Origin of the sequence: Streptomyces rubrogriseus (genome assembly GCF_027947575.1) — a bacterium.
GTDB lineage: Bacteria > Actinomycetota > Actinomycetes > Streptomycetales > Streptomycetaceae > Streptomyces > Streptomyces rubrogriseus.
This window is the reverse complement of sequence record NZ_CP116256.1, coordinates 5,332,430-5,352,966: the sequence shown is the minus strand read 5'-3', so window position 1 is coordinate 5,352,966 and position 20,537 is coordinate 5,332,430. Positions and strand designations below refer to the sequence as shown.

Below are 20,537 nucleotides of genomic sequence, written 5' to 3'. Positions count from 1 at the left end.
TTCTTAGCGAACGCTCAGTAAGGTCCCGGTCGCGCGGCGGCGAGTCCCCCGCGTCCCGAGAGAGGAACCCATGAGCCACCGTCCCCCTGATCCCCCCGCCCGGTCCTGCGCCGGTCCGCTGGACGGCGTGCGCGTTCTCGAGCTGGCCGGTATCGGACCCGGCCCGTTCGCCGCGATGCTGCTCGGCGACCTCGGCGCCGACGTGGTGCGCGTCGACCGCCCCGTCCCCGGCCCGCTCGCCGGCGACCCCGCCCACGACGTGACCAACCGCAACAAGCGCTCGGTCCTGGTCGACCTCAAGTCACCCGGCGGCCCGGAGACCGTACGGGCCCTGGCCGCCCGCGCCGACATCCTGGTGGAGGGGTACCGCCCCGGGGTCGCCGAGCGGCTCGGGGTCGGCCCCGAGGAGTGCATGGCCGCCCACCCCGCCCTGGTGTACGGCCGGATGACCGGCTGGGGCCAGCGGGGGCCGCTCGCGCCCCGGGCCGGACACGACATCGGCTACATCGCCACGGCCGGCGCCCTCTCCATGCTCGGGGCACCGGACGGACCGCCCGCCGTCCCCGCCAACCTGCTCGGCGACTACGCGGGCGGCTCCCTCTACCTCACCACCGGCGTCCTGGCCGCGCTGCTCACCGCCCGCACCACCGGCCGCGGCCAGGTGGTGGACGCCGCGATCGTCGACGGCACGGCCCACCTCACCGCGCTCTTCTGGGGCATGCTCGCCGCGGGGACCTGGCGCGAGGACCGCGGGACCAACCTCCTGGACGGAGGCTGCCCGTACTACCGCGCGTACGAGACCGGCGACGGCGGCTGGATGGCGGTCGGCGCCCTGGAACCGCGCTTCTACACCACCTTCGTCACCCTGCTGGGCCTGTCCGGGGACGCCCTGCCGGACCGCTCGGAGCCGCGCAACTGGCCCGCGCTGCAAGCCCTGTTCACCGCCCGCTTCAAGACCGCCTCCCGGGAGGAGTGGACGGCCGTCTTCGAGGGCACCGACGCGTGCGTGGCCCCCGTCCTCTCCCTGCGAGAGGCGGCGGACCACCCGCACCTGACCGGCCGCGGCACCTACACCGAGGCGCACGGCGTCACCCAGCCCGCACCCGCGCCCCGCTTCTCCGCCACCCCCGGCACCCTGCGCCTGCCGCCCGCCGTTCCCGGCGCGCACACCGCCGACGTGGCCCGGGACTGGGACCTGCCCCACCTGTCCGACCCCCCGAAGGACCGCAGCTGATGGAACTGTCCTCACCGCTGACGTACACGGGCGACCCGCGGGCGGCCGCGGACCGGGCGGCCGCCCTGGAGTCCGCCGGACTCGACGCCGTCTGGGTGGCCGAGGCGTACGGCTTCGACTCACCGACGATCATGGGATACCTGGCCGCCAGGACCGAGCGCATGCGCATCGGCTCTGCCATCCTGAACGTCTACTCGCGCAGCCCCGCCCTGATCGCCCAGACCGCCGCCGGACTCGACGCCCTCACCGGCGGCCGGGCCCTCCTCGGCATCGGCGCCTCCGGGCCGCAGGTCGTCGAGGGCTGGCACGGCCGCCGCTACGACCGCCCGCTGGGCCGCACCCGCGAGGTCATCGAACTGTCGCGGCGGATCTGGCGGCGCGAGGTGATCGAGCACCGCGGCATCACCGACCTGCCCCTGCCGCCCGAGAAGGGCGGCACGCTCGGCAAACCCCTCAAGCTGCTCACCCACCCGGTGCGCGGCACCATCCCCGTGTACGTCGCCGCACTCGGCCCGGCCAACGTCCGGATGACCGCCGAACTGGCCGACGGCTGGCTGCCGTTCCTCTACGCGCCGGAACACGCCGCGAAGGTGTGGGGTCCGTCCCTGGCCGAGGGCACCGCCAGGCGCGATCCCGCGCTCGGACCGCTGGCGGTCGTGGCGGGCGGCCTGCTCGCCATCGACGACGACGCCGAAGCGGTCCACGACCTGATGCGCCCCACCGTCGCCCTGTACGTCGGCGGCATGGGCGCCCCGGGCCGCAACTTCTACCACGACCTGATCTGCTCCTACGGCTACGAGGCCGCCGCGGCCGCCATCCAGGAGCACTACCTCGCGGGCCGCAGGAAGGAGGCGGAGGCCGCCGTCCCCGCCGAACTGCTGGAGCGAATCTGCCTGGCCGGTCCCGAGGGCCACGTCCGCGAACGCGTCGAGGCCTTCCGCGAGTCGGGCGTGACGATGCTGGACGTCACGCCCGTCGGAGCGGATCCCGCCCGGCTGATCGAGCGAGTGAGGGGTTGGCTGTGACCTTCCGACGAGACCTGTACGGCCCCGACCACGAGGCCTTCCGCGACACCGTGCGCGCCTTCCTCGCCAAGGAGGTGGCGCCGCACCACGAACGCTGGGAACGCAACGGCGTCGTCGACCGCGAGGTCTGGTACTCGGCGGGCCGCCAGGGCCTGCTGGGACCGGCCGTCGACGAGGAGTACGGCGGTGGTGGCAACGACGACTTCCGCTACAGCGCCGTCCTCATCGAGGAGTTCGCCCGCGCCGGAGCCTCCGGACTGGCCCTGAGCCTGCACAACGACATCGTCGGCCCCTACCTCACCCGGCTCGCCACCGAGGAGCAGAAGCGGCGCTGGCTGCCCGGCTTCGTCTCCGGCGACATCGTCACCGCCGTCGCCATGACCGAACCCGGAGCCGGTTCCGACCTCCAGGGCATCCGCACCACGGCCACCGACCACGGCGACCACTACCTGCTCAACGGCTCGAAGACCTTCATCTCCAACGGCATCCTCGCCGACCTCGTCGTGGTGGTCGCCCGTACCACTCCCGAGGGCGGCAGCGCCGGGCAGAGCCTGCTCGTCGTCGAACGCGGCGCGGACGGCTTCGAACGGGGCCGCAACCTCGCCAAGATCGGCCAGAAGGCCCAGGACACCGCCGAACTGTTCTTCAACGACGTACGCGTCCCCAAGGAGAACCTGCTCGGCGAGGAGAACCGCGCCTTCACCTACCTGATGGGCAACCTCGCCCAGGAGCGGCTGGCCATCGCGGTCGGCGCCGCCGCGGCGGCCGAGGAGATCCTCGACATCACCACGCGCTACGTGAAGGAGCGCGAGGCCTTCGGCCGGCCGCTGGCCAAACTCCAGCACGTCCGCTTCGAGATCGCCGAGATGGCCACCGAGGCGGCGGTCACCCGCACCTTCCTGGACCGCTGTGTCACCGAGCACGTCGCGGGCCGGCTCGACCCCGTGCACGCCTCGATGGCCAAGTGGTGGGCCACCGAACTCCAGAAGCGGGTCGTCGACCGCTGTCTGCAACTGCACGGCGGCTACGGCTACATGAGCGAGTACCGGGTGGCGCGGGCGTTCCTCGACGGACGCGTCCAGACCATCTACGGCGGCACCACCGAGATCATGAAGGAGATCATCGGCCGCTCCCTCCTGGGTTGAGCCGCCGACCGTCCCCACCGTTGCCCGCCGCGACCGCGGGCTGCCACACACCCACTGGGAGGACCCCCGAGGTGAGCACCGAAGCGTACGTGTACGACGCGATCCGCACTCCGCGCGGACGCGGCAAGGCGAACGGCGCCCTGCACGGCACGAAGCCCGTCGACCTGGTCGTCGGCCTGATCCGGGAGATCCGCGCCCGTTTCCCGGGTCTGGACCCGGCGGCGGTGGACGACATCGTGCTGGGAGTCGTCGGTCCGGTCGGCGACCAGGGTTCGGACATCGCGCGTATCGCTGCGATCGCGGCCGGGTTGCCGGACACGGTGGCCGGTGTGCAGGAGAACCGGTTCTGTGCGTCGGGTCTGGAGGCCGTCAACATGGCGGCCATGAAGGTGCGCTCCGGGTGGGAGGACCTGGTCCTCGCGGGCGGCGTCGAGTCCATGTCCCGCGTCCCGATGGGCAGCGACGGCGGGGCCTGGGCACTGGACCCGCGCACCAACCACGACACCGGCTTCGTCCCGCAGGGCATCGGCGCCGACCTGATGGCCACCGTCGAGGGCTTCTCGCGCCGCGACGTCGACGAGTACGCGGCCCTGTCCCAGGAGCGGGCCGCCGTCGCCTGGAAGGACGGGCGCTTCGACCGGTCGGTCGTCCCCGTCGTGGACCGGAGCGGGCTGGTGGTCCTGGACCGGGACCAGCACATGCGGCCCGGCACCACGGCCGAGAGCCTGGCCGGGCTCAAACCGTCCTTCGCGGACATCGGTGAGCTGGGCGGGTTCGACGCGGTGGCGCTGCAGAAGTACCACTGGGTGGAGAGGATCGACCACGTCCACCACGCGGGCAACTCCTCCGGCATCGTCGACGGCGCCTCCCTGGTCGCCATCGGCTCCAAGGAGGTCGGCGACCGTCACGGCCTCGTCCCGCGGGCCCGGATCGTCTCCGCCGCCGTATCGGGCGCCGACCCGACCATCATGCTCACCGGCCCCGCCCCCGCCGCCCGCAAGGCGTTGGCCAAGGCCGGGCTGAGCATCGAGGACATCGACCTGGTCGAGATCAACGAGGCGTTCGCGGCGGTCGTCCTGCGGTTCGTGAAGGACATGGGCCTGTCGCTGGACAAGGTCAACGTCAACGGCGGTGCCATCGCGCTCGGTCACCCCCTCGGCGCCACCGGCGCGATGATCCTCGGCACCCTCGTCGACGAACTCGAGCGCCAGGACAAGCGCTACGGCCTCGCCACCCTGTGCGTGGGCGGCGGCATGGGCATCGCCACCATCGTCGAGCGCGTCTGACCTCCGTGCTGCCCCCGCCCGAGACCTCACTGGAGACCTCAGTCATGGACACCACCGCACGGCCCTCCACCATCCGCTGGGAGGAGTCCGAGGACCGCGTCGTCACCCTCGTCCTGGACGATCCGGGCCAGTCCGCCAACACCATGAACGCCGCGTTCATCGACTCGCTCGACGCCGTCGCGCAGCGGCTCGTGGACCGCCGTGACGACATCCGCGGCGTCGTCGTCACCTCGGCCAAGAAGAGCTTCTTCGCCGGCGGCGACCTGCGCGACCTGATCTCCGTCACCCCGGCGACCGCACAGCAGTCCTTCGAGGCGGGCATGCGCGTCAAGCGCTCGCTGCGCGCCCTGGAGACCCTGGGCAGGCCCGTCGTCGCCGCGATCAACGGCGCGGCCCTCGGCGGCGGTTACGAGATCGCCCTGGCCTGCCACCACCGCGTGGTCCTCGACACCCCGGCCGCCCGGGTGGGGCTCCCCGAAGTCACCCTGGGCCTGTTGCCGGGCGGCGGGGGAGTGACCCGCACCGTCCGGATGTTCGGCGTCGTGAACGCGCTGCGGACCGTCCTCATGGAAGGCACCCAGTACGGGCCGGCCGACGCCCTGGAAGCCGGACTGGTCGACGAGATCGCCGCCGACCCGGAAGAACTCATCGCCAAGGCACGGGCGTTCGTGGACGCCCATCCGGAGTCCGCCCAGCCCTGGGACCGGCCCGGCCACCGCATCCCCGGCGGCACGCCGTCGCACCCGAAGCTCGCGGCCCGGCTCTCCGCCCTTCCCGCGCTGCTCAGGAAGCGGACCGGCGGCGCCCCCGGCCCGGCTCCGCGCAACATCCTCGCCGCGGCCGTGGAGACGGCCCAGGTCGACCTGGACACGGCCTTCGTCGTGGAGGCCCGGTACCTGACGGAACTCGTCACCGGTCAGATCACCAAGAACATGATCCAGGCGTTCTTCTTCGATCTCCAGGCGGTCAACTCGGGTGCGAACCGCCCGAAGGGCGTCGAGGCCCGGAGGGTGACCAAGGTGGCCGTGCTGGGCGCGGGGATGATGGGTGCGGGGATCGCCTACTCGTGTGCCCGTGCGGGCATCGAGGTCGTGCTGAAGGACGTCTCGCTGGAGTCGGCGCTCAAGGGCAGGGCGTACTCGGAGAAGCTGTGCGCGAAGGCCGTGGCGAAGGGCCGTACGAGTCAGGAGAAGGCGGACGCGCTGCTCGCGCGGATCACGCCGACCGCGGAGGTGGGAGACCTCGCGGGCTGTGACGCGGTGATCGAGGCGGTGTTCGAGGACACCTCGCTCAAGCACAAGGTGTTCCAGGAGATCGAGCACGTCGTCGCCCCTGACGCCCTGCTGTGTTCCAACACCTCCACGCTGCCTATCACGGCGCTGGCCGAGGGCGTGGAGCGCCAGGCCGACTTCATCGGGCTGCACTTCTTCTCACCGGTCGACAGGATGCCGCTGGTGGAGATCATCAAGGGGGAGCGGACCGGGGACGAGGCGCTGGCGCGGGCGTTCGACCTGGTCCGGCAGATCAGCAAGACGCCGATCGTGGTGAACGACTCGCGGGGTTTCTTCACCTCCCGGGTCGTCGGTCACTTCATCAACGAGGGCGTGGCGATGGTGGGGGAGGGCGTCGAGCCCGCCTCGGTGGAGCAGGCGGCGGCCCAGGCCGGCTACCCGGCCAAGGTGCTGTCCCTGATGGACGAGCTGACCCTCACCCTGCCCCGCAAGATCCGCGAGGAGACCCGCCGTGCCGTCCAGGAGGCCGGGCGGACCTGGGAGCCGCACCCCGCGGACCACGTCGTCGACCGCATGATCGACCAGTTCGAGCGCCCCGGACGCAGTGGCGGCGCCGGGTTCTACGGGTACGGGGCCGACGGCAGGCGGGCGGGGCTGTGGCCGGGGCTGCGTGAACACTTCACCAAGCCCGGGTACGAGATCCCGTTCGCCGACATGCGGGAGCGGATGCTCTTCGTGGAGGCGCTGGACGCGGTGCGCTGCCTGGAGGAGGGCGTGCTGACCTCCGTCGCCGACGCCAACATCGGCTCGATCCTCGGCATCGGCTTCCCCGGCTGGACCGGCGGCGTCCTCCAGTACATCAACGGCTACGAGGGCTGCGCCGGGGCAGGTGCAGGCCTGCCCGGCTTCGTCGCCCGCGCCCGCGAGCTGGCCGACCGCTACGGCGAGCGCTTCACCCCGCCTCCGCTGCTGCTGCGCAAGGCGGACCGCGGTGAGACCTTCACGGACTTCTGACTCCGGCGTTCCCCACCCACCCGCAAGGAGGCCCCGATGACTCCAGAGCCCCGCACCGTCGGCGAACCGCCCGACGCGTCGGCCCGGCGCACGCTGCCCCGGCTGCTGGCCCGCAACGCCCGTGACTACCCGCGACTCCCCGGTCTGTCCTGGCAGCCGCCGGAGGGAGACGGGAACGGCGACTGGACGACGCTCACCTGGGCGGAGATCCACGAGCACACCGAACGCCTGGCCGCCGGATACGCGGGACTCGGCGTCGGCCGCGGCGACCATGTGCTGATGATGATGGCCAACCGGCCCGAGCACTGGCTGTCCGACCTGGCGCTGGTCCGCCTGGGTGCGGTTCCGGTCAGCGTCTACGCCACCGCGGCCCCCGAGCAGATCACCCACATCGCCCGCAACTGCCGGGCCCGGGTCGCGGTGGTGGAGGGGGCGGACCAGGCCCGGCTGTGGGAGCCGCTCCTGACCGACGCCGATACGCCGCTGGAGCGGCTGGTGGTCGCCGAGCCCGCCGCCGAGGGCGGCCACGTCCCGTACGCCGACCTCCTGCGGGAGCAGGCACCGGAACGGTTCGCCAAGGAGTTGGACGCCGCGAACCCCGAGGACCCGCTGACCGTCGTCTACACCTCCGGCACCACGGGCGAGCCCAAGGGCGTAGTCCTGACCCACCGACAGGTGCTGGCCAACGCCCTCGCGCTGGACGCGGTGGTGGAGCTGCCCCCGCACGTGGAGCACATCTGCTACCTGCCGTTCGCCCACATCGCGGAGCGGATGCTCGGCATCTACCTCCCCTGTCACCGGGCTTCGCACGTCTACCTCTGCGCCGACCCCGCCGCCGTCGGCACGGTCGTGCGCAAGGTGCGTCCCGCGCAGTTCTTCGGCGTGCCGCGAATCTGGGAGAAGCTGTGCGCCGCCGTGCGGGCCGTCCTCTCCCTGATGCCGGCCGAGCAGCGGGAGGTCATCGACGCGGCGTCCGCGGTGGCCCGCGAGCACGTCGGGTACCGCGAGCGGGGCGAGTCGCCGCCCGCCGAGCTGGAGGCGCGCTACGCCCGTGCCCGCGAGGAGGTCCTGCTGCCGCTGCTGGCGGCGGGCGGGCTCGACCGGGTGACCTGGGCGGCCAGCGCCTCGGCGCCGATGCCGGTCGACGTGGTCGACTTCTGGGCCGGGTTCGGTGTCGTGATCATGGATGCCTGGGGGCTGACCGAGACCACCGGCGTGGCCACCACCAACAGCCCCCGCACCGGATTCCGCATCGGTTCGGTGGGACGCCCCGTGGAGTCCGTCGAGGTCCGGCTCGCCGCGGACGGCGAGATCGAGGTGCGGGGCGAGTCCGTCTTCTCCGGCTACCTCCGGCCGGACGGATCGGTGCGCTCCGCCCTGGACGCCGACGGCTGGCTGGCCACCGGAGACATCGGGCGCACGGACGACGACGGCTACCTCTGGCTCACCGACCGGAAGAAGGAGATGATCATCACCTCGACCGGCAAGAACGTCTCTCCGGCCCTGGTGGAGAACGCGCTCAAGGAGCACCCGCTGATCGGCCAGGCCCTGGTCCACGGAGACCGGCGTTCCTACCTGGTCGCCCTGCTGGTGCTGGACGCGGAGGCCGCCCCGGCCTGGGCCGCGGCCCACGGCGTCGAGGCGGACGGCACGGTGGCCGGGCTGGTGGCGCACCCGGCCGTGCGGGCCGAGGTGGACCGGGCGGTGGCCGCCGCCAACTCCCGGCTCAGCCGTACCGAGCAGGTGAAGCGGTACGAGCTGCTGGCCGGGGAATGGGGCCCGGCGACCGGCGAGCTGACACCCTCGCTGAAGATGCGGCGCCGGGTCATCCGGGACAAGTACGCCGAGGCGCTGGCCGGGCTGTACGGGGACTGAGCCCGGACTCGGCTGCCGGACCGACGGCGCCGCCCGCCCCCGCCGGGGCGGGCGGCGCCGCTCGTCCACCGGCCCGCTCAGAGGCCGTACGTCTTGCCGATCACGTCCCGCTGGATCTCGCTGGTCCCGCCGTAGACCGTGGAGACGACCGCGGCCCGCAGGTGGCGCTCCATGTCGAACTCGGTCGTGTAGCCGTAGCCGCCCATCATCTGCATGCCCTCCAGGGCCGCCCGCTTGGCGACCTCCGTGGCCTTCAGCTTGGCCATCGACGCAGCCCTCGGGAACAGGCGGTCGGGCTCCGCGTCGCAGTCCAGGGCCACCTCGCGCACCAGCAGCCGGGTGCACTCGATCTCGGTGGCGAGGTCGGCCACCCGGTGCCGCAGTGCCTGGAAGGACCCGACGGGACGGCCGAACTGCTCGCGCTCGCGGACGTAGCCGAGCGCGTCGTCGAAGGCGCGGCGGGCCAGGCCCAGCATGTTCGAGGCGAGGAAGAGCCGCTCGTGGTTGAGTCCGGCCATCAGTTGCCGCCAGCCGCCGTCGACCTGTCCCACCACGGCGTCGGCGGGCAGCCGGACGCCGGTCAGGAAGACGTCGTTGACCTCCCGGCCGCCCATGGTGTCGATGCCCCGTACCTCCACGCCCGGGGTGTCGGCGGGCAGGTGGAACATGGTCAGTCCGCCGTGCTTGTCCTCGCCGGTGCGGGCCACCAGCAGGATGCTCCGCGCGCAGTGGGCGTTGGAGATCCAGGTCTTCTGCCCGTCGATCAGCCACGTCCCGTCGGCCGTCCGCCGGGCCCGGCAGCGCAGCGCGCCGACGTCCGAACCCGCCTCCGGCTCGGACATGGCGATGGACAGGACGTCGCCGCGCACGACGCCGGACAGCACCTCGTGCCGCTGCTTCTCGGAGCCGAACCGCTCGTAGGCCTTGGCGGCGATGACGGTGGTGACGAAACCGCCGGCCGGGACCATGCCGTAGGAGGTCTCCTCCAGGAAGAGGCAGGCGTCGGCGAGCCCGCCGCCGGCGCCTCCGTACTCCTCGGGCAGGCACACCCCGAGCCAGCCCAGTTCGGCGAGCCTGCCGTACAGCCCGGGGTGGTGCGCCCCGCGGCCGTCGCCGGTCAGCGCGTCGCGCTGCTGCCGGGTGCCGCACTCGCGCTTGGCGAAGTCTGCGACGGCCGCGACGAACGCGGACTGCTCTTCGGTGAGACGACTTCCCATCAGGTCCTCCAGAACTCGTGTGACAAAGTGGTGGCAGTTGTTTCTCGACCGCCCGGGACGGAGGTGCCGCGTCGTGACCACGGCCGCGAAGACCGAGACGGAGGACCCGACGGCGCGACGCATCCTCGACGCGGCGCTGGAGCAGTTCACCGTCTTCGGCCTGCGCCGTTCCTCCATGGACGACGTCGCCAAACGGGCCGGTGTCTCCCGCGTCACCGTCTACCGGCGCTTCGGGACCAAGGACACGCTGGTCGAGCAGACCCTGCTGCGCGAGAACAGCCGGTTCTTCCAACGACTGGACCAAGCGGTGGCCGCGCTGCCGACCATGGAGGAACGGGTCGTCGAGGGGTTCGTGGTCGCCCTGCGCCACACCCGCGCCCACCCCCTCTTCGGAGGCCTGCTGCGGCTGGAGCCCGAGGTGGTGCTGCCGTACCTGACCGTGCACGGCGGTTCCTCGCTCGCCGCCACCGTCGACTACCTGACGGGCCACCTGCGCCGGGCGCAGCAGGCCGAGGGCAGGCCCGGCGACGACCCGCGGCCCGTCGCCGAACTCATGGTGCGGGTGGCCGTCTCCTTCCTGCTCAACCCGGCCAGCTGCATCGAGATGGACGACGAGGACCAGGCCCGCGCCTTCGCCCGCCGCTACCTGGCCCCGCTCCTCAACGTCTGAACGGCCGTTCATCCACCGGCGGTTCAGTGCCGCAGGTGCAGTGACCGGGCCAGCCGCACCGCGCGCTCCCGGGCGGCGGCCGGCACCTCGAAGGAGGTCAGCGCGATCGGCGGGGCGAAGCGCTGCACGGTCGTCGACTGCACCGCCGTGAACGCCCGCAGCCCCTCCGCGCCGTGGATCCGCCCGAACCCGGAGTCCCGCGAGCCGCCGAACGGCAGCGCCGGCACGGCCGCGAAACCCAGCACCGAGTTCACCGACACCGCCCCCGCACGCAGCCGGGCCGCGATCGCGGCCCCGGTGCGCCGGCTGCCGCAGAACACCGCGGCCCCCAGGGCGTACCGGGAGTCGTTGGCGCGGGCCACCGCCTCGTCCACGTCGGCCACCGCGTCGACGGCGACGACCGGGCCGAAGGTCTCCTCCGTCATCGCCGCCGAGTCCGCCGGCGCGCCGGTCAGCACGACGGGCGCGACATAGGGCGCCCGGACCGACTCGGGACCGCCCAGCAGGGTCCGCGCGCCCGACGACACCGCCTCGGTCACATGCCGCGCCACGGTCTCGAGCTGGCCCGGCAGGGTCATCGGACCGTAGTGCGCGTCCCCGCCGGAGCCGGGCCGCAGCGCGCCGGCGCGCCGCACCACCCGTTCGCACAGCGCCTCGTGGATCTCGCGCACCGCGTAGACGCGCTCCACTCCCGCACAGGTCTGCCCGGCGTTGCCGAAGGCGCCCCACACGATCGCGTCGGCGGCGGCGTCCAGGTCCGCGTCCGCGGTGACGATCACGGCGTCCTTGCCGCCGCACTCGGCGAGGAACGGGGTCAGCGTCTCGGCGCAGACCGCCATCACCTTGCGCGCGGTCCCGGGCGACCCGGTGAACGCCAGCTTGTCGACCCCGGAGCGGGCCAGCGCCTCCCCGGTGGCAGCGGCGCCGGTGACGGCGGTGAACAGCCCGGCGTGCGCGGGCACGGCCTCGTCGAACAGCGCGGCGAGCAGGAGACCGGTGCCCGGGGTCAGTTCGGAGGGCTTGAGGACCACCGCGTTCCCCGCCGCGAGGGCGTATCCGATGGAGCCCATCGGGGTGTAGCAGGGGTAGTTCCACGGGCCGATCACGCCGACCACTCCCAGCGGCCGGTGCACCAGCGAGGCCCGTTGGTGCACCGTGAACAGCCCGGTGCGCACCCGCCGCCGGCGCAGCACGGGGTCGGCGTTGCGCGCGGCCCACCCGAGGTGCTCCAGCGTGAGGACGACCTCCAGCTCGGCGTCACCGGCCGGCTTGCCGGTCTCCTCGGCGACGGTCCGGGCGACGGTGCCCAACTCGCGGGCCAGCACCCGTTTCCAGCGAAGCAGTCGCTCCCGGCGCCGGGCCGCGGGCAGCACGGCCCACTCCTCCTGCGCCTGCCGGGCCCGCGCCACGGCGCCGGCGACCTCCTCGGGACCGCAGACCGGATGTTCGGCCAGCGGCGCGCCGGTCGCCGGGGCGCGGGTGGTGAACGTGGTGGCGCGGGGTGCGGCGTCCGGGGCGGTGTCGGTCATCGGTCCCCCAGTGAATCGAAGATACAAAATCCATATACTTGTTTCACGGGGGCGTGAGGACGTCAATGGGTTCGTCGATACCCGCCGGGGTCGTCCGGTCGGCGCGCAGGACGAACCGGCCGCCGTCCACTCCCGGCGGCCGGTTTCGAGGAGTTGCGGGTCCACGCCGTCGCCAAAGCCTTGGTGTGCAGCACCGACTCGGCGTTCGCCATCTCCAGCAGGGCCACGAGTTCGAACGCGAGCTGGGAGACGTCGGTTCCCTCCGCGATCTCACCGGCCTGCCGGGCCTCGAGGGCCGTCTGCTCCACGTACGCGAGCCAGTTGGTACGGGCGCCCGCCAGCATGTCGTGGACCTTGCCCTCGCGGGCGTCGTACTCGGCGGTGGCCGAGTAGAAGAAGCAGCCGCCGGGGAAGACGCGGTCGCGCGAGTAGGCGAGCCAGCCGGTGCACAGGCGCCACAGGCGGCCGATGCCGGGCGGCAGGTCGCGGGCCGGCTGGACCACTCCCGGGCTTGACCCCTCGGCGCCGATGAGCGCTCCGCGACCTGGCGCACGGACCGCTTCGACCCGGAAGCCGTCCAGTGGGCCGCGCGGTCGCTGATCGCGCGATGGGGTACCTCCGGCTCCCCGCCGACCGTCACCGACAGTGACCGTTTCTGATCGAGTTCGACTGCTTCTCGGTCATGCCGGAACGGTTGCGTATCCGGCTTATCGGTCTGTCGTACGAGGCCTCATACCAGAGCGGGACGTTGTCCGAGGGACTTTGGCAACTGCCCACCGCACATGAGGGGCAGCCGACTACTGTCAGTGTCCGTCGGGCGACGTAGGGCCGACGGATCAGTACACGGACCAGTACGAGGACACCGATGTCTCACCTCCGCGCCCCGGCCGCGCGAGCAGACCGCCGCGAGGGCGGACGGCACGGCCGGCCGGCCCCGCGTACCACCGCCGCGCTGCCCGAGACCCACATACGGCCCCAACTCCTGAGGCTCGCCGTCCTGCCACCGGTCGCGGTCGCCCTCAGCGCCTGCGCGGTCGTCCTCTTCACCGTCCGGTCCACCGGCACCCGGCCCGGCCCCGTCCTGTGGGCCGTACTCGCCGGGGCGGTCTCGGTGACCGTCGCGGCCGTCGTCATCGCGGCCGTCGCCGCCGACCGCGCCGCGCGGTCCGTGCACGACCGCGTCGGCGCACTGCGCCGCAGCACCGCGCGCCAGGAGGGCGACCTGCGCGCCGTCGTGGAGGCGTTGCGCCGGGGCGAGTCGCCGACCCCGCGCACCCCGCGCGGCGGACCGCCGGACGACGCCGACGACTTCGAACTGCTCGCCGCCGACCTCTCCCGCGCCCACGACGGCGCCGTCACCGCCGTCGTCCGCGCCGCCCAGCTCTCCAGCCAGGCGGGCAGCGAACAGAAGCTGGAGGTCTTCGTCAACCTCGCGCGGCGCCTGCAGTCCCTGGTGCACCGGGAGATCTCCATCCTGGACGAGCTGGAGAACGAGATCGAGGACCCTGACCTCCTCAAGGGCCTCTTCCACGTCGACCACCTCGCCACCCGCATCCGGCGCCACGCCGAGAACCTCGCGGTGCTCGGCGGTGCCGTCTCCCGCCGCCAGTGGAGCAATCCGGTCGACATGACCGAGGTGCTGCGCTCGGCCATCGCCGAGGTCGAGCAGTACTCCCGGGTCCGGCTGGTCCCGCCGATCGACGGCACCCTGCGCGGCCACGCGGTCGCCGACGTCATCCACCTGCTGGCCGAACTCGTCGAGAACGCCACCCTGTTCTCCGCGCCGCAGACCCAGGTGCTGATGCGCGCCAACCTCGTCACCTCGGGCCTCGCCGTCGAGGTCGAGGACCGCGGACTGGGTATGCCCGTCGGCGAGCAGGACCGGATGAACGCCCTGCTCGCCGACCCCGACCAGGTCAACGTCGCCCGCCTGCTCGCGGACGGGCGCATCGGACTGTTCGTCGTCTCCCAGCTCGCCAAGCGGCACGGGATCACCGTGCGGCTGCAGACCAACATCTACGGCGGTGTCCAGGCCGTCCTCGTCGTGCCGCAGGCACTGCTGGGCACGGAGCCGGGTGCGCTGGCCGGGGGCGCCGCCCACCCGGCCGCGGTCACCGCTGCCCGGTCGGCGACCGTGGCGTCGCCCGGGCGGCAGCCGCGGGCCGTGTCGCCCGCGGTGCCGCAGGCTCCGGACGCGCCCGCCACGGCGCACGTACCGCCCCTGGACGCGCGGGACTTCGGCGCCCCGTCCTTCGACACACCGGTTCCGACCGCACCCGTTCCGACCGCACCCGTTCCGGCCGTGCCGGCTCCGGTTGTACCGGCTCCCGTCCCGCCCGGGCCCGCTCCCGTCCCCGCTTCCGAGGCACTCGGCCCGGTCGAGACCCGCAAGGTCGCCGGTGAACCCGCGCCGCTGCCCGTGCGCGGCACGCACCGGAACCGCGCCACCCCGGCCGCCGCCGTGCCCGGAGTACGGCCCGAGGACCGGGGTGTCCTCGCCGAACACGCGAACACCCCGCCCGTCCCGCGGCTCAGCGCGGTGCGCGGCACCATGGGGAAGCCCCAACTGCCGCGCCGCCGTGCCCAGGAGCACATCGTGCCCCAGTTGCGCGGTGGCCCCGCGCCCCGCCAGGAACCCGAGCAGTACACCGGGCACGACCCGGGCCTGATGGCGGCCTTCCAGCGCGGCGTCGGCCTCGCGGAGGCCCAGCAGCACAGCGAACCCGCGCCCCTGACACCGGCCCAGCGCGATCCTGGCGGGACGGCCGAGTGACCACCCCCACCCCCGCGACGGCCCCTGCCTCCCCGCATGCCCCCACCCTCACGACCACCCCCACCCCCGCGACCACCCCCGCCCCCACCCCTGACCCGCGCTCCCGCAGACCTTCGTACCCCAAGGAGTCGATCCACCATGGCGAGCGATGCGCCGACCGGCCAAGTGTCCGACCTCGACTGGCTGATGAGCGGCCTCGTCCAGCGCGTGCCGCACACCAGCAGCGCGGTGCTCCTGTCCGCCGACGGACTGGTGAAGTCCGTCCACGGACTCGACGCCGACAGCGCCGACCACATGGCGGCCCTGGCCTCCGGCCTCTACTCCCTCGGCCGCAGCGCCGGCGTCCGCTTCGGCGACGGCGGCGACGTGCGGCAGGTCGTCGTCGAACTCGCCTCGACCCTGCTCTTCGTCACCACCGCGGGCTCCGGCACCTGCCTGGCCGTGCTGGCCGGCCGCGAGGCAGACGCGGCCGTCCTCGGCTACGAGATGGCGATGCTCGTCAAGAGCGTCCGCCCCTACCTGGTCACCGCGCCCCGGCAGCACACCGTCGAACCCCCGGCGATGAGGCCTTGACGGTGGCCGCGGCCGGCGACGGGCCCTGGCTCGACGACGCCGCCGGACGGCTGGTGCGCCCTTTCACCGTCAGCAACGGCCGTACCCGGCCCACCGTGGCGCTCGACCTGATGTCCCAGGTCATGGCCACCGGGGCGACCCCCCTCGGCTACCTCGGACCCGAGCACACGCAGGCACTCGACCTGTGCCGGGCGCCCCTCGCGGTCGCCGAACTCGCCGCCCGCCTGCGGCTTCCGGTGGCGGTCACCAAGGTGCTGCTCTCGGACCTCGTCGACTGCGGCGCGCTGACCACCAAACCCCCCGCCGCGTTCCACCACCACCCCACGGACCGGGCCCTTCTGGAGGCAGTGCTCGATGGACTACGACGACAGCTCTGACCACACGCACGGCGAAGGCGCCGACCCGTTCCCCACCGCCCTGAAGATCCTCGTGGCGGGCGGATTCGGCGTCGGCAAGACGACCTTCGTCGGCGCGGTCAGCGAGATCGCGCCGCTGAGCACGGAGGAACTGCTCACCACGGTCAGCGCCGCGACCGACAACCTCGACGGAATCGAGAACAAACTCGAAACGACCGTGGCCATGGACTTCGGCCGCCTCACCCTCGACCCCGAACACGTCCTGTACCTGTTCGGGACACCCGGCCAGGAACGCTTCTGGTTCATGTGGGACGAACTGTGCGAGGGCGCCCTCGGGGCGGTGATCATCGCGGACACTCGCCGCCTGGAGGAGTCCTTCGCCGCCGTCGACTTCTTCGAGGAGCGCGGACTCGGCTTCGTCGTCGCGATCAACGAGTTCGACGGCTCCTACCGCTACGACCCCGAGGAGGTGCGCGCGGCCATGGACCTGCACCCCGAGATCCCGATCGTGCGCTGCGACGCCCGGATCTCCAGTTCCGGCGTACAGACGCTGCTCACCCTCGTACGCCACCTCATCGCCCACACCCCGGCCCCGACGTCGGGGTTCGGCGCCGGAGTCCGCCCATGAGCTACGACCCGCCGCGCCCGGCCGGACGTCTGCTGCTCACCCCCGAGGACCGGGAGGCCCCCACCCGGGTACGGCGGCTGCGCCGGCTCGGCCTGGCGGAACGCGCCGACCCGGCCCTCGACGCCTTCGCCGCCCACCTCGCCGGCCTCGCCGAGGCGCCGTACGCGATGGTCAACTTCCTGGTGGAGGGAGGGCAGTTCTTCGCCGGACTGCGGGTGCCGGAGCTCCCGCCGCTGACGCGGGGCGACGGAACGCGCCCCGAGTTCTGCCGGGTCCAGCCCCGGGACCACGGCTTCTGCCCCCACGTGGTGGTCCGGCGCAAGGCGCTGGTCCTGGAGGACGTGCGCGACTACCCGCGCTTCGCGGGCAACCCCGTCGTCGACACGTTCGGCATCCGCTCCTACCTGGGCGCCCCGCTCATCGACAGCACCGGGACGGTGCTGGGCACCGTGTCCGCCGCGGACGTACGGCCCCGGACCTGGGGGACCGCGGGCCTGGCCACGATCAAGACGACGGCGGCCGACCTCGTACGGCGCATCGAACGCAGCGCGGAGGACGGACTCCCGCTGTGAGCGGCGGCAGGCTCCTCGCCGGGCGCACGCGGACCCTCGCCGGGCGCGTGAAGGAAAGCTGCGGCCGGGCTTAAGAAAGGCTCGATGGACCGGGGACGGTGTCGTACGGCAGATTGCTGTGCGATTCCCCTCCCCTCCCCGGACGCGGGCCGCTTCGGCATGCCCACGGCCGGGACCTCATCCCCGTCAGGAGCCGTAGCGTTGAAGGCGCTGGTCAAGGAGAAGGCGGAGCCCGGGCTGTGGCTCGCGGACGTCCCGGAGCCCACCATCGGATCCGGTGACGTGCTCATCAAGGTGCTGCGCACCGGCATCTGCGGCACCGACCTGCACATCCGGGCCTGGGACGGCTGGGCGCAGCAGGCCATCCGCACCCCGCTCGTCGTCGGCCACGAGTTCGTCGGCGAGGTCGTCGACACCGGGCGCGACGTCACCGACATCAAGGCCGGCGACCGGGTCAGCGGCGAGGGCCACCTGGTCTGCGGCAAGTGCCGCAACTGCCTGGCCGGCCGGCGCCACCTGTGCCGCGCCACCGTCGGCCTCGGCGTCGGCCGGGACGGGGCGTTCGCCGAGTACGTGGCCCTGCCCGCGTCCAACGTCTGGGTGCACCGCGTCCCCGTCGACCTCGACGTCGCCGCGATCTTCGACCCGTTCGGCAACGCCGTGCACACCGCGCTGTCCTTCCCGCTGGTCGGCGAGGACGTCCTCATCACCGGCGCCGGACCGATCGGCCTGATGGCCGCCGCCGTGGCCCGGCACGCCGGCGCCCGCAACGTCGTCATCACGGACGTGAGCGAGGAGCGGCTGGAACTGGCCCGCAAGGTCGGCGTCAGCCTCGCCCTGAACGTCTCGGACGCCACCATCGCCGACGGACAGCGCGAACTGGGCCTGCGCGAGGGCTTCGACATCGGCCTGGAGATGTCCGGCCGGCCCGAGGCCATGCGCGACATGATCGCCAACATGACGCACGGCGGCCGGATCGCCATGCTCGGCCTGCCCGCCGAGGAGTTCCCGGTCGACTGGGCCCGCGTCGTCACCTCCATGATCACCGTCAAGGGCATCTACGGCCGCGAGATGTTCGAGACCTGGTACGCCATGTCCGTGCTGCTCGAAGGCGGCCTCGACCTCGCCCCCGTGATCACCGGCCGCTACTCCCACCGCGACTTCGAGGCGGCGTTCGCCGACGCGGCGAGCGGCCGCGGCGGCAAGGTCATCCTCGACTGGACCGCGTGAAGACGTACGTATTCTCTTAGGAGCTTCTGAGATGTTCGACTCCGTGCGCGACGACCTGCGCGCCACCCTCGACGAGATCCGCGCCGCCGGCCTGCACAAGCCCGAGCGCGTCATCGGCACCCCGCAGTCCGCGACCGTCAACGTCACCGCGGGCGGCCGCCCCGGCGAGGTCCTCAACTTCTGCGCCAACAACTACCTCGGTCTCGCCGACCACCCCGAGGTCGTCGCCGCCGCCCACGAGGCACTGGACCGCTGGGGCTACGGCATGGCGTCCGTGCGCTTCATCTGCGGCACCCAGGAGGTGCACAAGGAACTGGAGGCCCGGCTCTCCGCGTTCCTCGGCCAGGAGGACACGATCCTCTACTCCTCCTGCTTCGACGCCAACGGCGGCGTCTTCGAGACCCTCCTCGGCCCCGAGGACGCGGTGATCTCCGACGCCCTCAACCACGCCTCGATCATCGACGGCATCCGGCTGTCCAAGGCCAAGCGGCTGCGCTACGCGAACCGCGACATGGCCGACCTGGAGGCGCAGCTCAAGGCCGCGGGCGAGGCCCGCCGCAAGCTGATCGTCACCGACGGCGTCTTCTCCATGGACGGCTACGTCGCCCCGCTCGACGAGATCTGCGACCTCGCCGACCGCTACGACGCCATGGTCATGGTCGACGACTCGCACGCCGTCGGCTTCGTCGGCCCCGGCGGGCGCGGCACCCCCGAGCTGCACGGCGTCATGGACCGCGTCGACATCATCACCGGCACCCTCGGCAAGGCCCTCGGCGGCGCCTCCGGCGGCTACGTCGCGGCCCGCGCCGAGATCGTCGCCCTGCTGCGCCAGCGCTCCCGCCCGTACCTCTTCTCCAACACCCTCGCCCCGGTGATCGCCGCCGCCTCCCTCAAGGTGCTCGACCTGCTGGAGTCGGCCGACGACCTGCGCGTCCGGCTCGCCGAGAACACCGCGCTGTTCCGCCGCCGGATGACCGAGGAGGGCTTCGACATCCTCCCCGGCGACCACCCCATCGCGCCCGTCATGATCGGCGACGCGACGCAGGCGGGCCGCATGGCGGAGCTGCTCCTGGAGCGCGGCGTGTACGTGATCGGCTTCTCCTACCCGGTAGTCCCGCAGGACAAGGCCCGCATCCGCGTCCAGCTGTCCGCCGCCCACTCCACGGACGACGTCAACCGCGCGGTGGACGCCTTCGTCGCGGCCCGGGAGCAGCTCGCGGCCTGAAAGCCCCGGTGACCTGAGAGAATCGATCCCATGATCGAGGCGCGGCGGCTGCACATCCTGCGAGCGGTGGCGGACCACCGCACCGTGACGGCGGCCGCCGCCGCGCTGTACCTCACCCCGTCCGCGGTCTCCCAGCAGCTCGCCGCACTGGAGCAGGAGACCGGCCACCGCCTGGTCGAGCGGGGCGCCAAGGGCGTACGGCTGACCCCGGCCGGCGAGATCCTGCTCAGCCACACCAACGCCGTCCTCGCCCAGCTGGAGCGGGCCGAGGCCGAGCTGGCCGCCTACGGCTCGGGCGAGGCCGGTACGGTCACGGTCGCCTCCTTCGCGACCGGCATCGCCCTCGTCGTCGCGCCCGCCCTGGCCCGCCTCGCCGAGTCGGCTCCCGGCATCCGGGTCCGCGTCCAGGACGCCGAGGGCGACGCCAGCCTGCCGATGGTCCTCGACCGGCAGGTCGACGTCGCGGTCGCCGTCGAGTACCGCGGGGCGCCGCCCGCCGACGACCCGCGCCTGACCCACGTCTCGCTGTACGCCGAACCCTTCGACGCGGTCGTCCCGGTCGCCCACCGTCTCGCCGACGCCGACGAGGTGCCGCTCGCGGAGCTGGCCAAGGACACCTGGATCGGCCCCTACCCGGGCAACCCGTGCCACGACGTGGTCGTGCTGGCCTGTGAGAGCGCCGGGTTCCAGCCCCGCCTCGAACACTCCTCGGACGACTTCCGCGCGGTGGTGTCCCTCGCCGCGGCCGACGCCGGGGTGGCGCTCGTCCCGCGCTCGGCGCTGCTCGGCACCGACCTGACCGGCGTGGTCGTCCGCCCGGTCGACGGGGTGGCGCCCACCCGCCGCGTCTTCGCGGCCGTACGGCGGGGAGCGGAGGAACACCCGCTGATCCGGCCGGTCCTCGACGCACTCGGCGACGCGGCCCGGGCGTGAGCCTTCCGTAACACGGCCGT

At 73.0% G+C, this 20,537-nt stretch carries 17 protein-coding genes and 1 pseudogene; 15 read left to right on the top strand and 3 right to left on the bottom strand.

Translation table 11 applies throughout. The annotated features are described in order from the left end of the window. Nucleotides 1-70: 70 nt before the first annotated feature. The 6 genes from Sru02f_RS24520 (at nucleotide 71) to Sru02f_RS24495 (ending at nucleotide 8,811) form a co-directional block, all read left to right on the top strand. Nucleotides 71-1,234 (top strand): CaiB/BaiF CoA transferase family protein, encoded by a 1,164-nt coding sequence (locus Sru02f_RS24520; RefSeq protein WP_109028722.1) that lies wholly within the window; start codon nucleotides 71-73, stop codon nucleotides 1,232-1,234. Next, nucleotides 1,234-2,259 carry an LLM class F420-dependent oxidoreductase gene (locus Sru02f_RS24515; RefSeq protein ID WP_109028723.1) on the top strand — a complete coding sequence of 342 codons (1,026 nt, stop codon included), beginning with the start codon at nucleotides 1,234-1,236 and terminating at the stop codon, nucleotides 2,257-2,259. Before Sru02f_RS24520 ends, Sru02f_RS24515 begins: the two co-directional genes overlap by 1 nt. Then, nucleotides 2,256-3,404, top strand: coding sequence for a long-chain specific acyl-CoA dehydrogenase (locus tag Sru02f_RS24510; RefSeq protein ID WP_109028724.1), 1,149 nt, complete (start codon nucleotides 2,256-2,258; stop codon nucleotides 3,402-3,404). The genes Sru02f_RS24515 and Sru02f_RS24510 overlap by 4 nt, the downstream gene beginning before the upstream one ends. 71 nt (nucleotides 3,405-3,475) lie before the next feature. Continuing rightward, a complete protein-coding gene (locus Sru02f_RS24505; protein WP_109028725.1) occupies nucleotides 3,476-4,690 on the top strand; it encodes an acetyl-CoA C-acetyltransferase in 1,215 nt (404 codons plus the stop codon). Nucleotides 4,691-4,734: 44 nt separating this feature from the next. Further along, nucleotides 4,735-6,936, top strand: coding sequence for a 3-hydroxyacyl-CoA dehydrogenase NAD-binding domain-containing protein (locus Sru02f_RS24500; protein ID WP_109028726.1), 2,202 nt, complete (start codon nucleotides 4,735-4,737; stop codon nucleotides 6,934-6,936). Nucleotides 6,937-6,972: 36 nt separating this feature from the next. After that, complete coding sequence (locus tag Sru02f_RS24495) at nucleotides 6,973-8,811, top strand: AMP-dependent synthetase/ligase (RefSeq protein WP_109028727.1); 1,839 nt, start codon at nucleotides 6,973-6,975, stop codon at nucleotides 8,809-8,811. A gap of 77 nt (nucleotides 8,812-8,888) precedes the next feature. Here Sru02f_RS24495 and Sru02f_RS24490 read toward each other — a convergent pair whose 3' ends face one another. Continuing rightward, nucleotides 8,889-10,028, bottom strand: a complete 1,140-nt coding sequence (locus Sru02f_RS24490; protein ID WP_109028728.1) for an acyl-CoA dehydrogenase family protein — start codon at nucleotides 10,026-10,028, stop codon at nucleotides 8,889-8,891. Nucleotides 10,029-10,101: 73 nt separating this feature from the next. Here Sru02f_RS24490 and Sru02f_RS24485 point away from each other — a divergent pair, with 73 nt between their 5' ends. Continuing rightward, on the top strand, nucleotides 10,102-10,698 hold the full coding sequence (locus tag Sru02f_RS24485; protein ID WP_109028729.1) for a TetR/AcrR family transcriptional regulator: 597 nt from the start codon (nucleotides 10,102-10,104) through the stop codon (nucleotides 10,696-10,698). A gap of 23 nt (nucleotides 10,699-10,721) precedes the next feature. Here Sru02f_RS24485 and Sru02f_RS24480 read toward each other — a convergent pair whose 3' ends face one another. Continuing rightward, nucleotides 10,722-12,227, bottom strand: a complete 1,506-nt coding sequence (locus Sru02f_RS24480) for an aldehyde dehydrogenase family protein (protein WP_109028730.1) — start codon at nucleotides 12,225-12,227, stop codon at nucleotides 10,722-10,724. A 173-nt stretch (nucleotides 12,228-12,400) separates the two neighbouring features. After that, a pseudogene (locus Sru02f_RS24475) lies at nucleotides 12,401-12,730 on the bottom strand (TetR family transcriptional regulator C-terminal domain-containing protein); the annotation flags it as partial. A 362-nt stretch (nucleotides 12,731-13,092) separates the two neighbouring features. On the opposite strand from Sru02f_RS24475, the gene Sru02f_RS24470 reads away from it, so the two are divergent. From Sru02f_RS24470 to Sru02f_RS24435, 8 genes are all read left to right on the top strand, one after another. Continuing rightward, nucleotides 13,093-15,000 carry a sensor histidine kinase gene (locus Sru02f_RS24470; RefSeq protein ID WP_373103542.1) on the top strand — a complete coding sequence of 636 codons (1,908 nt, stop codon included), beginning with the start codon at nucleotides 13,093-13,095 and terminating at the stop codon, nucleotides 14,998-15,000. Between the two features lie 138 nt (nucleotides 15,001-15,138). Further along, nucleotides 15,139-15,573 (top strand): roadblock/LC7 domain-containing protein, encoded by a 435-nt coding sequence (locus tag Sru02f_RS24465; protein WP_109028732.1) that lies wholly within the window; start codon nucleotides 15,139-15,141, stop codon nucleotides 15,571-15,573. Nucleotides 15,574-15,575: 2 nt separating this feature from the next. Continuing rightward, the gene (locus tag Sru02f_RS24460) at nucleotides 15,576-15,950 is read left to right on the top strand and encodes a DUF742 domain-containing protein (RefSeq protein WP_109028980.1); all 375 of its coding nucleotides are present in this window, start codon (nucleotides 15,576-15,578) and stop codon (nucleotides 15,948-15,950) included. Then, nucleotides 15,928-16,557 (top strand): GTP-binding protein, encoded by a 630-nt coding sequence (locus Sru02f_RS24455; RefSeq protein WP_174854956.1) that lies wholly within the window; start codon nucleotides 15,928-15,930, stop codon nucleotides 16,555-16,557. Before Sru02f_RS24460 ends, Sru02f_RS24455 begins: the two co-directional genes overlap by 23 nt. Next, nucleotides 16,554-17,129, top strand: a complete 576-nt coding sequence (locus tag Sru02f_RS24450) for a GAF domain-containing protein (protein WP_109028733.1) — start codon at nucleotides 16,554-16,556, stop codon at nucleotides 17,127-17,129. The genes Sru02f_RS24455 and Sru02f_RS24450 overlap by 4 nt, the downstream gene beginning before the upstream one ends. Before the next feature lie 201 nt (nucleotides 17,130-17,330). Next, entirely contained in the window at nucleotides 17,331-18,359 is a 1,029-nt protein-coding gene (gene tdh / locus Sru02f_RS24445; protein ID WP_109028734.1) for an L-threonine 3-dehydrogenase, read from the top strand. 31 nt (nucleotides 18,360-18,390) lie between these two features. Continuing rightward, on the top strand, nucleotides 18,391-19,584 hold the full coding sequence (locus tag Sru02f_RS24440) for a glycine C-acetyltransferase (protein ID WP_109028735.1): 1,194 nt from the start codon (nucleotides 18,391-18,393) through the stop codon (nucleotides 19,582-19,584). A 30-nt stretch (nucleotides 19,585-19,614) separates the two neighbouring features. Continuing rightward, nucleotides 19,615-20,517 carry a LysR family transcriptional regulator gene (locus tag Sru02f_RS24435; protein ID WP_109028736.1) on the top strand — a complete coding sequence of 301 codons (903 nt, stop codon included), beginning with the start codon at nucleotides 19,615-19,617 and terminating at the stop codon, nucleotides 20,515-20,517. The last annotated feature ends 20 nt before the right edge of the window (nucleotides 20,518-20,537 follow it).